Origin of the sequence: Temperatibacter marinus (assembly GCF_031598375.1) — a bacterium.
Classification (GTDB): domain Bacteria; phylum Pseudomonadota; class Alphaproteobacteria; order Sphingomonadales; family Kordiimonadaceae; genus Temperatibacter; species Temperatibacter marinus.
The window spans coordinates 1194549-1209505 of the sequence record NZ_CP123872.1; the positions used below are offsets into that span (position 1 = coordinate 1194549).

11 protein-coding genes are annotated in these 14957 nt (G+C 44.4%); 4 read left to right on the forward strand and 7 right to left on the reverse strand.

All coding sequences use genetic code 11. From position 1 onward, the window contains the following. The first annotated feature begins 101 nt into the window (after positions 1–101). Positions 102–1058, forward strand: a complete 957-nt coding sequence (locus QGN29_RS05425; RefSeq protein WP_310799675.1) for an ABC transporter ATP-binding protein — start codon at positions 102–104, stop codon at positions 1056–1058. After that, the gene (gene nadB, locus QGN29_RS05430; protein WP_310799676.1) at positions 1048–2673 is read left to right on the forward strand and encodes an L-aspartate oxidase; all 1626 of its coding nucleotides are present in this window, start codon (positions 1048–1050) and stop codon (positions 2671–2673) included. The genes QGN29_RS05425 and nadB overlap by 11 nt, the downstream gene beginning before the upstream one ends. A gap of 57 nt (positions 2674–2730) precedes the next feature. Here nadB and QGN29_RS05435 read toward each other — a convergent pair whose 3' ends face one another. The 6 genes from QGN29_RS05435 to QGN29_RS05460 form a co-directional block, all read right to left on the reverse strand. Further along, positions 2731–3078, reverse strand: a complete 348-nt coding sequence (locus tag QGN29_RS05435; protein ID WP_310799678.1) for an energy transducer TonB — start codon at positions 3076–3078, stop codon at positions 2731–2733. 280 nt (positions 3079–3358) lie between these two features. Beyond that, positions 3359–3706 (reverse strand): energy transducer TonB, encoded by a 348-nt coding sequence (locus QGN29_RS05440; protein ID WP_310799680.1) that lies wholly within the window; start codon positions 3704–3706, stop codon positions 3359–3361. Between the two features lie 274 nt (positions 3707–3980). Beyond that, the gene (locus tag QGN29_RS05445; RefSeq protein ID WP_310799681.1) at positions 3981–5267 is read right to left on the reverse strand and encodes an HlyC/CorC family transporter; all 1287 of its coding nucleotides are present in this window, start codon (positions 5265–5267) and stop codon (positions 3981–3983) included. Positions 5268–5486: 219 nt separating this feature from the next. Then, positions 5487–5714, reverse strand: a complete 228-nt coding sequence (locus tag QGN29_RS05450) for a hypothetical protein (protein ID WP_310799682.1) — start codon at positions 5712–5714, stop codon at positions 5487–5489. Positions 5715–5886: 172 nt separating this feature from the next. Beyond that, entirely contained in the window at positions 5887–6534 is a 648-nt protein-coding gene (gene bioD, locus QGN29_RS05455; protein ID WP_310799683.1) for a dethiobiotin synthase, read from the reverse strand. Continuing rightward, positions 6531–7688, reverse strand: coding sequence for an aminotransferase class I/II-fold pyridoxal phosphate-dependent enzyme (locus tag QGN29_RS05460; RefSeq protein WP_310799684.1), 1158 nt, complete (start codon positions 7686–7688; stop codon positions 6531–6533). Before QGN29_RS05460 ends, bioD begins: the two co-directional genes overlap by 4 nt. A 118-nt stretch (positions 7689–7806) precedes the next feature. Between QGN29_RS05460 and bioB the strand changes: the two genes are divergently transcribed. Next, a complete protein-coding gene (bioB, locus tag QGN29_RS05465; protein WP_310799685.1) occupies positions 7807–8835 on the forward strand; it encodes a biotin synthase BioB in 1029 nt (342 codons plus the stop codon). Next, positions 8835–10073 carry an adenosylmethionine--8-amino-7-oxononanoate transaminase gene (locus tag QGN29_RS05470; RefSeq protein WP_310799686.1) on the forward strand — a complete coding sequence of 413 codons (1239 nt, stop codon included), beginning with the start codon at positions 8835–8837 and terminating at the stop codon, positions 10071–10073. The genes bioB and QGN29_RS05470 overlap by 1 nt, the downstream gene beginning before the upstream one ends. Positions 10074–10102: 29 nt before the next feature. Here QGN29_RS05470 and QGN29_RS05475 read toward each other — a convergent pair whose 3' ends face one another. Continuing rightward, the gene (locus QGN29_RS05475; protein ID WP_310799687.1) at positions 10103–14941 is read right to left on the reverse strand and encodes an NAD-glutamate dehydrogenase; all 4839 of its coding nucleotides are present in this window, start codon (positions 14939–14941) and stop codon (positions 10103–10105) included. Positions 14942–14957 lie beyond the last annotated feature (16 nt).

Here is a 14957-nt window from a genome sequence, read left to right on the forward strand (position 1 = left end):
TCCCTTTCTTTTCTTATGTAGGGTATGTATTTCTTTAAATTCTTTATACAAAAGGCTACTGTACGTGGCAAGCCAAAGACTAATATAAAAGTGGATTACTTATGACCCAAAATGCAATCGAGATTAAAGGCCTAGATAAAGTTTATAAAGGCAGCAAAAATGCCCCAGATAAGCATGCGCTCAAGTCGATCGATTTGAATATTAAACGTGGCTCAATGTTTGGCCTCCTGGGGCCCAATGGGGCCGGTAAATCCACAACCATTAATATCCTAGCAGGGTTGGTTAATAAAACGGGGGGTAGCGCGTCCATTTGGGGCTTTGATATTGCTGAAAATCCGCGCAATGCCAAAGCATCAATCGGAATTGTTCCCCAAGAGCTTGTCTTTGATGCCTTTTTCACCCCAAGAGAAATGCTGGAGGTTCAAGCGGGTATGTATGGGGTGGCACCTGAAGATCGTATTACCGATGAGTTGCTAAGAGCAGTGCGCCTTGAAGACAAAGCAAATGCCTATAGTCGGACCTTATCAGGTGGGATGAAACGCAGGTTGTTGATCGCGAAAGCCATGGTGCATCAACCGCCGATTCTTGTACTTGATGAGCCAACTGCTGGTGTGGATATTGAACTTCGACAACAGCTCTGGGAATATGTGCGTGAATTGCATGCAAAAGGCACAACCATTGTTCTGACCACGCATTATCTTGAAGAAGCAGAAGAATTATGTGATGAAATTGCCATCATCAACCACGGAGAGGTTGTGGCTTGTGAGCCAACACCTCAGTTGCTCTCGCGCATTGAAGAAAAAGAAATATTAATAACTGTCTCTGAAAGCCTGACAGAAATGCCAAAGGCGCTGCAAGACTTCCATAGTGAAATAAAAAGCGATCACCTCTTGGCCGTTAAAATCAGCAAAGAGAAATATACAGTCGGTGAAGTATTAAATGCATGTAGTGATGCAAAACTAACCATTACAGACATTTCTACAGCTGAATCCGATCTAGAGGATATTTTCTTGCAACTGACATCCAGCACCGCTGGGAGTAAGAGTGATGCGGCGTAATTACGATGTTCTTATCATTGGTTCAGGCGCTGCGGGCTTAACCTTAGCGCTTCAACTTCCTGATTCATTCCGAGTTGCTGTTCTTTCAAAGGCAAAGATTGGCGCTGGCTCTACTAAATGGGCACAGGGCGGTATAGCGGCGGTTCTCGAATCGACAGACAGTCTCGAGTCGCATGTTGATGACACACTTGTGGCGGGAGCAGGGCTTTGCAATGAATCAGCTGTCAGATATGTTGTGGAACGGGGTCCTGAGGCCATTGAAAATCTCATTTCACTCGGAGTAGATTTTGACCGTGCTGATAAACAGGCTGAGGATGGTTATGGCTATCATCTAACCCGTGAGGGAGGGCATAGTCACCGCCGAATTATTCATGCTGCAGATGCAACAGGTCGGGCCGTACAACATACACTGAACGACCAAGTCAGGGCGGCAAAGAATATTGATGTTTTTACAGATTATATGGCAATTGATCTTATTATAAACCGTCATTTGAAAGAAGCAAAGCCCGACCAGGATCAAGTTCACGGTGCTTATGTTTTTAATAGGAAACTAGATCGAGTAGAAACGCTTCATGCTAAAGCAACAGTTCTTGCAACGGGCGGGGCAAGTCGCGTTTATCAATATTCATCCAATCCTGATGCCGCGACCGGTGATGGAATAGCGATGGCATGGCGGGCAGGATGCCGTATTTCGAATATGGAATTTAATCAGTTCCATCCGACATGTTTGTATAATCCCCAAGCAAAAACCTATTTGATCACTGAAGCTATGCGCGGCGAGGGGGCAATTCTTAGATTGCCGGATGGTGATGCTTTTATGGAGCGTTATGATAGTCGCGCTGAATTGGCTCCTAGAGATATTGTTGCACGGGCAATTGATGCTGAAATGAAGCGCTTAGGCGCCCCGCATCTCTTTTTAGACATAACGCACAGAGACCCTGATTTTGTCATTTCTCATTTTCCAAATATCTACAGACATTGTCTTGAGCTAGGCATTGATATTACAAAAGACCCAATTCCCGTAGTCCCTGCAGCCCATTACACATGCGGCGGAATTCTTGTGGATACAGTTGGGCGGACAGATATGAGCAGACTTTATGCGATCGGGGAATGTTCGAGTACTGGCCTGCACGGTGCAAATAGAATGGCGTCAAACAGCCTTTTAGAATGTTTAGTCTATGGTCAAAGTGCCGCGCGGCATATCGTGGACTTGTTAAAAGACATACCTCAGCAATCTCTTGCCAGAGATTGGGATGAGAGCCAGGTTACAAATTCTGATGAAGAGGTCGTGGTGACTCATAATTGGCATGAGGTTAGGCGTTTTATGTGGGATTATGTTGGAATCGTGCGAACAAATAAACGATTGGCTCGGGCAAAAAATAGAGTAGATCTGCTTTCCAAAGAAATTGCAGAATATTATGGGAATTTCCGCGTCACGGCAGACTTGCTTGAGTTGCGTAATATTGTCACTGTTGCGGATTTAATTATTCGTTCTGCTCAAGCCCGAAAAGAATCACGAGGTCTTCATTATACTTCTGACTATCCAGGACTGGCACAGGAAGCCACCAATACAATTTTAACGCCTTTTAGGCAGGATGTACTTGATCGACTTTAAAGAAAAAAGCCCAGCAAAATCGCAGGGCTTTTGATCGATAATGTTGATAGGCTTGACTTAGCCAAGGAGCCAAGTGAAAGGCACTTTTAGAGAATAAGTTTCTTTACCGTCTGGAAGTTGCGGCATCTTCAGTTTATTGACAACTTTAGGAATTTCCCGGTCTAAAACTTTTGCGCCAGTCGATTCTAGAACTTCATGGCTTGCAACAGATCCATCAGCATTAAAGACGATGCGAACGATTGCGCGTCCTTCAATTTCACGGTTCATTGCTGACCGTGGATATTTTTGATATTTGGATATTTGTTTCACGAGTTTTGTCTGCCACTGTTTTACTTCAGAAGCTTGAACATCGACCGTGGTCATTAGAAATAGGGCTAATAGTGCGATGATACTGTTTTTAATCATTGTTACCTCTTTACAAAATTAAATCACCATTACTCAAGTGATACCGCAGGATAGCGAAAGTCTATCTTTAGTGCGCAGGAAAATACCTTACAAACGTTAATAGAGTGTTAGCATGTACAAGAATATTTTCCGCACTGCAACATTTGTTTAAACTGTTTAACAATTCAAATAAAATTATTATCTTTCAGTAGTTTATGGAGGAAATTTTAAAATTCTACTAACAATAAAAAAAAGCGCTTCAAGAGAAACGCTTTTTAAAATATCTTTAAGTCAACTAAACTTAACCAAGGGCCCAAGTGAAAGGAATTTTAATTGCGAGTTCTTTCCCTGTTGGTAAGGCCGGCATTTTAAGCTTGCCGATAACTTTTGGGATTTCCCGGTCCAGCACTTTCGCGCCTGTTGATTGAAGGACTTCGTGGCTGGCAACTGAGCCATCAGGATTAAAGATAACTCTAACCACAGCCCGTCCTTCGATTTCACGGTTCATTGCTGACCGTGGATATTTTTTATACTTAGAAATTTGCTTAACAAGCGATCTTTTCCATTTATTCATGTCAGCAGCGTCAACACTTGTAGAAAGTGGCATCATCAAAAAGGCTGCAGCAAATAATATTTTCAAAGCTTTCATCATTTTTCCCGTTTACCTAGTCTATCATATAGTAAGGTATATACCCGTTTTTAGTGTTCGAAGTTATGCTTGCCATAAGAAATAGCATGAAAATCTTAACGACAGGTTTACATAAACTCCCATTCCCCGTAAAAATCATAGCGATAAAAGTGAACTGCATTCAAGCTACAATTTTCAAAAATTTTACAATCTGGTATAAACCATTGTTATATATGTAATATTTTTGTAATTTAAGAATATACTTGCCATAAAAAAAGTCCAACCGAAGATAATATTAATGAATTTTTTTCATTTTGATTTGTGTGATTTGGTTGCGACGACGGCCAGTGACTTCAAATGTGAATCCGTGAAAGGTAAATTTTTGACCCACAATCGGAATGGATTCGGCCTCATAAATAACAAGCCCTGCAATTGAAGTTGCTTCTGTATCAGGCAGCGTCCAATCTTTCAGGCGATTCAAATCACGGATAGGAACATTTCCTTCTGTTAAGAGCCAGCCTTCTTCAATCTCTTGTACTCCTGAGACAACGAAATCATGTTCGTCAGCAATATCTCCGACAATTTCCTCCAAGATATCCTCAAGAGTGATAAGGCCTTGAAGGTCGCCGTATTCATCAACCACAAGGGCAAAGTGAGACTTCTTTTCAAGGAAAGCATTTAATTGTTCACGAAGTGTTGTCGTCTCTGGAACAAACCAGGGCTTTGTCATAATTCGTTCCACATTAAAGCGATGCATTTGTGTGCCGGCACGCCTGAGTGCTCTGAGAACATCCTTAGCATGAAGAATACCCACAATATTATCTGGACTGCCACGATAGAGAGGTAATCTTGTATAGGTGCTCAACACAATTTTTTTGATGAGATCATCAAGTGGGGCATCAATGTCAAGAATTTGCATTAGCCGGCGGTGAATCATAACGTCTTCGACACTGATTTCATCAAAGTCCAAAATTGAGCCGAGCATATGGCGATCAGACTTTTGCAGATCTCCTTCTTCACTGTGAAGGTCAATCGCCCCCCTTAATTCTTCCTGTGAAGACAGGGTGACATTCACATCATTTACGCCAAATATTTTTAACGTAAGGCGCACAATCATCTGAATTAATTTAATCAGGGGTGAGAAAATTACCACCATGGCTCGGATCAGGCCAGAGACTCTCAGCGCCATAGGCTCGGCATTTGAGATGGCATAACTTTTTGGTAAGACTTCTGCAAAAATCAATACCAAAATCGTCATGACGATGGTTGCGATGGCAACGCCATTCACGCCAAATAGATTCAGAAAGAGACTCGTGGTCAACGATGTTGCTAAGATATTGACCAGATTGTTCCCTAGCAGAATAGCGCCAATGAACCCTTCTCGGTCATTCAGTAAATTTTTGACTCGAGTGGCTCTTTGCTCCCCGTCCTTTTCCATCTGCCGAATGCGGGCCTTACTTGTAGCCGTCAGAGCTGTTTCTGAACCAGAGAATAATCCAGATAGAAGAAGAAGAAGAAAAATAGAGCCAATGATAATCCAGACTTCTGTCTCTAAGCTTTCTAAAAGAGGCGCGCTTTCCATAAGGGTCCTATAAAATTATTGAGTGTTCTTTTCTAAATACGTGGTCAGTTCATGAACTACAAGGACAAATGTGTTGAGGGATCGAAATGCTAAAGCCCGCTTTCTGGGTAGGAAAGCGGGCTATGGGTTCCAGGGCGGGTATCCCTGGAAGCCGGCAGGAGCATTGGGTGCCGGGTGCTGAAAAGCTCCTATCCGGCTAACTGGTTGATCAGCCTGCGATTAATGCAGAGTGATCTGATCTTCCAGATCTTCTAATTCGGCCTTCATCGTCAGATGACGCTGGACACCGAGCCACATGTCAAAGCCCTCATTATCACCAAGGAGGCGCATTTTTTTGAGAGCATCTTCGGCCATACCAATTGCTTTATTGCCAAAATTTTTGAGCAAATTATCTGCCACATGACCAAAATAGATATTGGGATCAAAAGGTAGAGACTCTAATTGCATGGCGTACTCCTATAGGTATGGTTGCGGTTCACTCTCTAAAAAGCAAAGCGCGTGCCAATTTGTAAAAGCCTTGAAGGATGCCGGTTTTGCAGGGAAGACCAGATGACCATATTGCAGATTTCGCTGATTTAGTTCGCTCCAGTTGGATGAGGTGTTAATTCTTGCCCAGAGTTTATTGCAGGGGGGGCAATTCTTTCCATGGATTGTTAGAGCGAATTCTTGGAATGACGGTTACAGAACAGTTGGTAAGTTTTTCAATTTCTAAAGCTGTACGCTGAAGATCGGGCTGACGATCGCCTGCAGATTCCGACATAAAGATTTTTTCTGTCTTTATGCCGCGACTGATTTGAGCTTCTATAGTTGCAAGTGTGTGTGAGATCGTCCCAAGATAACTGCCCACCACCAGATAGCATGATAGGTTTAGATCTTTTATCCAGTCGGCAACCAGTTTATCACCAACCAAGGGGACAAAGGAACCGCCGACACCCTCTATTAAACAAGAAGAGTGTTCATTCAGCCAGTGTTGGCAAAGATCAAGAAGTTTCTCATAGCATAGGGGCTTGTGCTCAAGCTCAGCTGCCATACTGGGCGCAAGTGGCGCTTTATATCGAAGAGGGGACAGGGTGTTCCAAGTTTCCAAAGTTAAGGGCAGGCCCTGAGCTTCAGCAAGAATATGAGTGTCTGAGCCTTCCATGGTGCTCGCGGTCACACCGCTGATGATTGGCTTAAAGGCCTTATAGCCATATTGATGGGCTAGGCCAGCAGTTACAAGGGTTTTCCCTATTTCCGTACCTGTAGATGTGATGAAATAGTGACTCATGCCAATAATCCTATGGATAAACAAGCTTGAATGAGACCATCAACTTGGGCGTCCGAGTGTGTCGCAGAGAAGCAAAACCTTAATCGACTTGTGCCTGGTGCAACGGTGGGTGGTCGAAAAGCCCAAGCTAGATAACCTTGATCAGCAAGAGATTTAGAAGCTGCAAGAGTGTCTTCTTCAGACCCCATAATCAGCGGAACAATTGGTGTCGTAGGATTTGGCAGATTAAGGGCATCAGCGAATCGCTGGGCTAGAATCACAGGGCGCTGTATGCGCTCCTTGTCGGTTTCTATAATCTCAAGAGAACGAATACTCGCAGCAATGACAGCTGGTGGAAGAGCTGTTGTATAGATTAAACTTCTGCTACGAGATCGTAATAATTCGCACACAGCGTGACTGGCCGCGAGATAGCCTCCATAGCTTCCAATTGCTTTTGAGAGTGTCCCCATCTGAAATGGAATCAGTCCTTCGGCCTCTTGAGCCACAGTTGACCCTTTACCCCCGCCAACAACGCCAAATCCATGGGCATCATCACTGTATAGCCAGCAATCAAAAACCTTGGCAATTTGGCCTTGTTTTTTAAGCGGTGCCATATCACCGTCCATAGAATAGACACCGTCTACCACGATCATCGCATGGGGATATTGATGTCGATATTGTCTTAACAATTCTTTCAGATGGTCACAGTCGTTATGATTGAAAAAATAAACAGTAGCGCCTGATAATTTGATACCTGCATGTAGAGATGTATGGATTAATTCATCTGCAAATATAACATCTTGTTTCCCTAAGAATGTCGGAATAACACCTGTGTTCGCCATATATCCAGACCCGAAAACCACCGCATCTTCGGTGCCTTTCATCTGTGCAATTTTCTTTTCCAAATCCCGGTGTAGAGGATGATTTCCTGTGACAAGGCGCGAGGCACCTGCACCTGCGCCGTACTGAGCCATAGCTTTCTGAGCGGCGTCTATTACTGCAGGATCGGTCGATAATCCAAGATAATCATTATCTGTAAAACTAACGATCTGACCCCAGCTCTCTCTCGTCGCAGACATATCAGCACTTCGCGAATGGTCGAATAGAAACCGTCTCTGGGCTTTAGCGTCAATCGCATCTAGTTTTGCTTTGGTATATGTCTCTAGGCTTTTCATGTTGCTTTGGTAGGCGCTTTCCTCAGAAGCGTCAAGGTTCGATTTTTGCTTGACTTTATTAGGGTGAAGGCCCACTTATCGCAAAATATGCTGTGGTCCCATCCGATGGAGTATAACAATGAATGCACTGACAAATCCCTCTTCAGACAATGCCTTAGACACACGCCATGACTGGAAAGTTCAAGAGATTGAAGCTCTTTTTGAAAAACCATTCATGGAGCTTGTATTTGAAGCAGCACATACTCATCGTCTCTATCATGACCCAAACGAAGTACAGTTATCTCAGTTAATCTCGATTAAAACAGGCGGGTGTGCTGAAGATTGTGGCTATTGTTCTCAGTCCTCAAAACATGCGAAAACGACTGGCTTAAAAGCTGAAAAATTGATGGAAGTCGAACGGGTTCTTGATGCAGCAAAGAAAGCAAAAGAAGGTGGTGCGACGCGCTATTGTATGGGCGCTGCGTGGACCAGTCCAAAGGATAGAGACATGGACTCGCTTTTGGCTATGGTAAAAGGCGTGAAAGATCTTGGACTCGAAAGCTGCATGACCCTTGGCATGCTCAATCAGGCACAAACAGCGCAACTAGCTGACGCTGGTCTTGATTATTACAATCACAATGTTGATACCAGTGAAGAATTTTATGGCGAAATTATTACTACTCGAAGCTACCAAGAACGTTTAGACACCCTTGAATTGGTTCGTGAGAATGGCATTAATGTCTGTTCTGGGGGAATTGTCGGAATGGGTGAGAAACGCCGGGATCGTGCGGGCATGCTGAAGACATTGGCAAATTTGCCGGTGCACCCTGATAGTGTGCCAATCAACATGCTTGTGGCTGTACCTGGCACCCCTCTGGAACATGTCAAAAAGATGGATCCATTTGAATTTGTTCGCACCATTGCTGTTGCACGTCTCTTAATGCCAAAGGCTGAAGTCAGGCTATCAGCAGGGCGTCAAGAGATGTCAGAAGAATGTCAGGCTCTTTGCTTTATGGCGGGAGCAAGCTCTATCTTTTATGGCGATCAATTGCTGACGACTCCCAATCCAGAAAATAATAAAGACCTTGCCTTGATGCAAAAACTTGGCATGCATGCGCAAGCGCCAAAAGAGGCTCAGGGGTGTAAGCGCCAAACGGCAGCAGAATAATGACGGACACATCTTCGATCTGGTTGCCTTACACACAAATGAAGACAGCCCCTGAGCCCATTGAGGTTGTATCAACTCTTGATACACGCATCGAGCTTAAAGATGGCCGAACTCTTATTGATGGCATTGCAAGTTGGTGGACAGCTGCGCACGGGTATAATCACCCTTACATTGTGGAAAAAGTGCAAGAACAGCTGGAACAAATGCCTCATGTGATGCTTGGGGGTTTAGTTCATAATCCAATTAAAAAGCTCACAAGTCGAATCGCTGCCATGTTGCCTGGAAGCCTAAATAAATGCTTTGTAGCAGAAAGCGGTTCTGTTTCTGTTGAAGTCGGCATGAAGATGTGCTTGCAGTATTATCTCAACAGAGGTGTCAAAGGCCGCAGCAAATTTGTACATTTCCGTGATGGATATCATGGTGATACGCTTGGCACGATGGGGATATGCGACCCTGATGAAGGTATGCATAGTCTCTTTGGAGATGCGTTGGTCGATAATTATTTACAAGAGCTGCCTCGCACAGCGGAAGAGGCCAATCAGTTCGCTGAATGGTTGCTTAAAAACAGCAATCAAATTGCGGGTGTAATCACTGAGCCTTTGGTGCAGGGAGCAGGGGGCATGGTCTTCCATGAGCCTGAAACCTTGCAATGGATACGCAAAGCTTGTGATCAGGCTGGTGTCTTGATGATTGTGGATGAAATTTTCACAGGTTTTGGGCGCACAGGCACAATGTTTGCCATTGATCAAGCAGGGATTATCCCTGATGTCGTTACGCTATCTAAAGCGCTGACAGGGGGATTTGTGCCGCTTTCAATCGCTGTTGCCCGAGAGGAGATTTTTGAGAGTTTTTATAGTGATGATCCGATGAAAGCTTTGATGCATGGTCCTACCTATATGGGGCATGCGTTAGGCTGTGCAGCTGCCAATGCTTCTCTAGATTTATTTCAAGAAAATGATTGCCTGTCAGCTGTTGCACAAATCAATATGCAGCTTGGTTATGAACTTGAAAAATGCCGCGAGGTTGCGTGCGTGAAAGATGTGCGAACACTTGGGGCTATTGGGGTCGTGCAGACGCATGAAGGCTTTGATGTTCAGGAATTAAAGCCGAAATTTATAGATGCTGGGGTTTGGGTTAGGCCGTTCAGGGATATTGTTTACCTCACCCCAGCCTATACGATTACGCCGGATGATTTAACCCAACTAACAGAGAGTATATATTCTGTTTTAAGCACATAAAAAAAGCCCGCTGTTAAGCGGGCTTTTTTCTATTTTAGAATGGAACGTAAGTGCCTCACAGCAAAACTCAATTTTGAGAGTCCCATTGCTCCAGAGGCTTTCAAATCCGCAACCAGTCGTTCTGTTCGAATGATCTTAGTCTTCTGAGCGTCTAGCCATGCTGAGAGCGCTTCTTCAGGTTTATTCTGACCTGAACTTTCCAAGACCTTGCGCGTTAATTCCCGTTGCTGATCAGCCAGATCCTCTCGAACTGAGCGGAGGGAAAGGACGTCCCAACGATCTTCAGTCTGTACAGCATAAGAGGCATTTCTTAGCCAGTTAAAGCCAGCAGCCTCGCCGAGAGAGAAGTAGAGAACAGCCACTTCCTTTACGTCGCGACGTGTTGCTTCAGCCACAGCATTGATATCGGGCACTTGACGGAAGCTATCCATGCCTGCCATCACACGAGCTAATTCGTCGGTAACACCTTGTTTCTTGAAGTGTGATATTTTCTCAGCGGCCAGTTTTTTAGATTCTGGTGTGAGTAGATTATCAGCTTCAGAAAAGAGGTTATGCACAGGAGTTGCAAAGCGGCGAATAAGATCCTGAATGTCAAATGGCTGTGCAAGATTTCTCAAGAGCCATAGGACTTGATGGCGAATAAACAATGAAACTTCATTGTGCATTTCATATTGCAGACCTGAGTCGATTTTATAGTCCAGATCATTAATTTGTTGCCAATTTGTCTTGAGTTCATATATTTCACGGACAATAACAAAGGCAGCGACGATATCTTCTACAGCCAGACCTGTTTCTTCTTTAATATCATAGACAAAAGTTAGGCCTGCCCAGTTTACAACTTCGTTACAAAGAACCGTCGCAACCAATTCACGCTTTAGTCTGTGACGGCTGATTTCGTCTGGGAATTTTTCCCTTAATACTTTCGGGAAGGACCATTCCAACTCATCTCTAAGGACAGCTCCATCAACAATTGTTCCTTCTAAAAGTACATCATAGAGAGACATTTTTGCATAAGACATCAGTGTGGAAATCTCAGGACGGGTTAAGCCTTTATCCTGAGCTTCCATTTCCGCAAGCTTGTCATCACTCGGTAAATTTTCAATCTCACGATTTAAGAGGCCTTCGCGTTCCAACATGCGCATTAAGCCTGCATGACTGTCCCGCTGTTCAGTCGCATAGGCTTCTGTGACCGAAATGGCCTGCGTTTGTAGATAGTTATCTGTGAGAACAATATCAGAGACTTCGTCAGTCATTTCAACAAGAAGCGTGTCTCTCTCATCCCGATTCATTTTTCCATTCTCTAGAACATCGGCCAGAAGAATTTTAATATTCACTTCTTTATCGGAACAATCCACTCCAGCAGAGTTATCAATAAAGTCTGCATTTAGTCGTCCGCCCAGCTTAGACAATTCGATACGAGCCTTGTGGGTCATCCCTAGATTACCACCTTCGCCAATTACTTTAATCTTCAACTGATCAGGAACAATCCGAATAGCATTATTAGCACGATCACCGACTTCAGCATCTGTTTCATCACTGGCACGGATGTAAGTTCCAATCCCACCAAACCAGAGTAGATCTGCTTCGGCTTTGAGGATGGTGTGGATTAATTGATTGGGTGCCATCGTATCGTCTTTGACACCGAGCCATTCTTTCATCTCTGCAGAAAGTGGAATTGACTTTTCCGAGCGAGAGAAAATTCCTCCCCCCTTAGAAATGAGCTTTTTGTTGTAATCTTCCCAACTTGAACGAGGCATTTCAAAGAGACGTTTTCTTTCATCCCACGTTTTTTCGAGGTTTTTAGGGTTAGGATCTACAAAAATATGAAGATGGTTGAAGGCAGCTTTGAGTGCGATTGTTTTGGAAAGAAGCATGCCATTTCCAAAGACGTCCCCCGCCATATCGCCAACACCAATGGTGGCAATAGGATCGGTTTGTGTGTTCACTCCCAACTCTCTGAAGTGGCGTTGCACACTAATCCAGGCCCCTTTGGCTGTGATCCCCATCCCTTTATGGTCATAGCCATTAGATCCGCCTGAAGCAAAGGCGTCCCCTAGCCAGAAATTGTGAGCTTCGCTAATCCCATTGGCAATATCAGAAAAAGTAGCTGTGCCCTTATCCGCAGCCACAACCAAGTATGGGTCATCACTGTCACGGCGCCACGTATTTGACGGTGGGACGAGATCCCCTTTAATCAGATTATCGGTCAGGGAAATCAAGCTGGTTATAAACATACGATATGCTGCAACCCCCTCGTTCATAAAGGCTTCCCTGTCCGAGGGTGCAGGAAGTTGCTTGGCAAAAAATCCGCCTTTAGCACCTTGAGGCACAATCACCGTATTTTTCACTTGCTGGGCCTTTACCAGTCCAAGAATTTCAGTTCTGAAGTCTTCTCGGCGATCAGACCATCTGAGGCCGCCACGAGCAACAGGACCACCGCGCAAATGAACCCCTTCAACACGCGGGCTATAAACCCATATCTCCGCATAAGGTCTCGGCAGAGGGGCTTCCTCAATCTCACGGGTTTTTAATTTGAATGCCAACGCCCTTTCGTCCACGCCTTCTAGAACACCAGGCTGGAAGAAGTTGGTTCGCTGGGTTGCGGACATCACAGAAAGATAGGCTCTCAAAATACGGTCTTGATCTAAACTGCTGACTTTTTCAAGTTCTGACATGAGGCCATTGGCAATGGTTTTTGCTTGTTTTTCACGATTGCCCTTCGTTTGTGGGTCGAACAGAGTCCGGAATAGAGAAACTAAAGTCGCTGAGAGTTTTGAGTGCTCAACCATACACTGTGAGATATATTCAGGTGTATATCCAAGACCTAATTGGCGAAGATATTTACCATAAGCCCGGAGAACAAGGATTTCAGACCATGTCATGCCAGAAGTCATGACAAGGGTGTTAAAGGCATCGTTTTCAGCACGCCCTTGCCATGTGTTTAGCAAAAGGTCTTCGATGATAGGCTTGGTGTCTTCGATAGCAATATCAATGCCACCAGGTTTATAAAGGGTGAAGTCATGAATGCATGCAGGGGAGCCGTCTTGCATTGTATAACTGTGTTCCCCAATGACATGGAAACCAAGATTTTCAAGGAGCGGAAGACAGTCGCTCAACGGCACCATGCGATTTTTATGATGAATTTTTAATCGGAAATGGTCATCGCCATCTGCGCGATGACGATAAAAATCAAAACGGATACGATCCTCATCTGTCAATTCATTGAGCTTCAACACATCGAAAGCAGCTTGGGCAGGATCGAAATTTTCGCGATATCCCATTGAAAAGCGATCTTTATATTCGCGGTATAGGATTGTTCCTAATTCTTCGCCTGCTTTTTCTACAAGGCTCAATTTCAGACGATCTTGCCAACCGCGTGCTGCATCACTGATGGCATCATCAATGGCTTTTTCATCTGGATTAAGAACTTCACCAGGTTTGGTTCTGATAATGAAGTGCCAGCGTGCCAGTGCAGCTGATGATAAATTAGCATAGTAAACTGAGACTTCCCCGTTGAAAGCTTCGCAGAGAATTTGAGCTATTTTTTCTCTGAGCCCTGAATGATAGTTATCACGAGGGACATAGACAATCGCAGAGACAAACCGTTCAAATTTATCGCGTCGAATAAAGGCCTGGGTCCGTGGACGTTCTGTTAACTGAAGAATGCCTAGGCAATTTTCATAGAGATGTTCATTGCTAATTTGGAAAAATTCATCCCGAGGATAGCTTTCCATAATATGAAGGAGCGCTTTACCTGCATGCGAACTTTTGTCAAAACGAGCTGTTTCTTGAATATGATCAACTTTTTGTCTTAAGATGGGAACATCTTTGACACTGCGGCCATAGGATAGGCTTGTAAAGAGGCCAATGAATCGATTTTCTCCAACAACATTCCCACTCTCGTCAAACAATTTTACACCGACATAGTCAAGGTGAGTGGGCCTATGAACGGTTGCCTTGACATTCGCCTTGGTAATGATCAATGGGTCTTTACTTGTGAAGAAGTGCCGAATTTCTGGTGACATGGCCGTGAGCCCATCTTGGCCGCGCAGAACATAGCGTGTTTCATCTCTTAGGATACCTAAGCCAGTTTTTTCAACGGCATTAAAATCAGCAGTGAGCGGATCCCCATCAAAACGATATTGTCTAAATCCGAGGAAGGTAAAGTGATCTGCGCCCAACCAGCGTAAGAACTCGATGGTTTCTTCCGCCGCATCCATATCCCCTCCAGGCGGATTGACAGTTAATGCCGCGACAGTTTCATCAATTTTGGCTGTCATTGGCCGCCAGTCTTTTACGGCTGAGCGAACATCTTTCAAAATAGACGCAACAAAAGCCTGAAGACTATCCAAGGAGGCTTTCCCTGAGAGCGCATCAATTTCAATATACATCACACTTTCACGGAGCGAGCCTTCTGACGGCCTTTTCCCGACGAGCGACGTACTAGAGTCCCCGATGACAGCCCCTTTATCACTGCGGGGAACATCCATAATCGGATGATGCATCATGTGCATGTGAGTGCGGTTTGTAACCGTAAGGCCTCCTGAAATGGAATCGACCAAGAAAGGCATATCGTCGTTGACGATGATTACAATAGAATGATTGTGACCGTGATTATTGTCTTTAGGAGGATTGTAGACTTTAACGATCGATTCTCCTTTGACCCTTTTCTGAGCCGCGTCAAAGCAGTCCTTGGCGATTGCATAAAGCTCGGTTGCTGACCGTCTCATGAGATCGTCAGGTGAGGTGGGCGGATAAAAAGCATCGATGAAGGGATGAATGGCTTCCGCTTCATTTTTCTTCAGATCTTTATTTGCCACGGTTTTGATGGACTTAATGATCGCGTTAAAATCTTTTTTGGTAATCACTGTTTTTCTCCCGCAG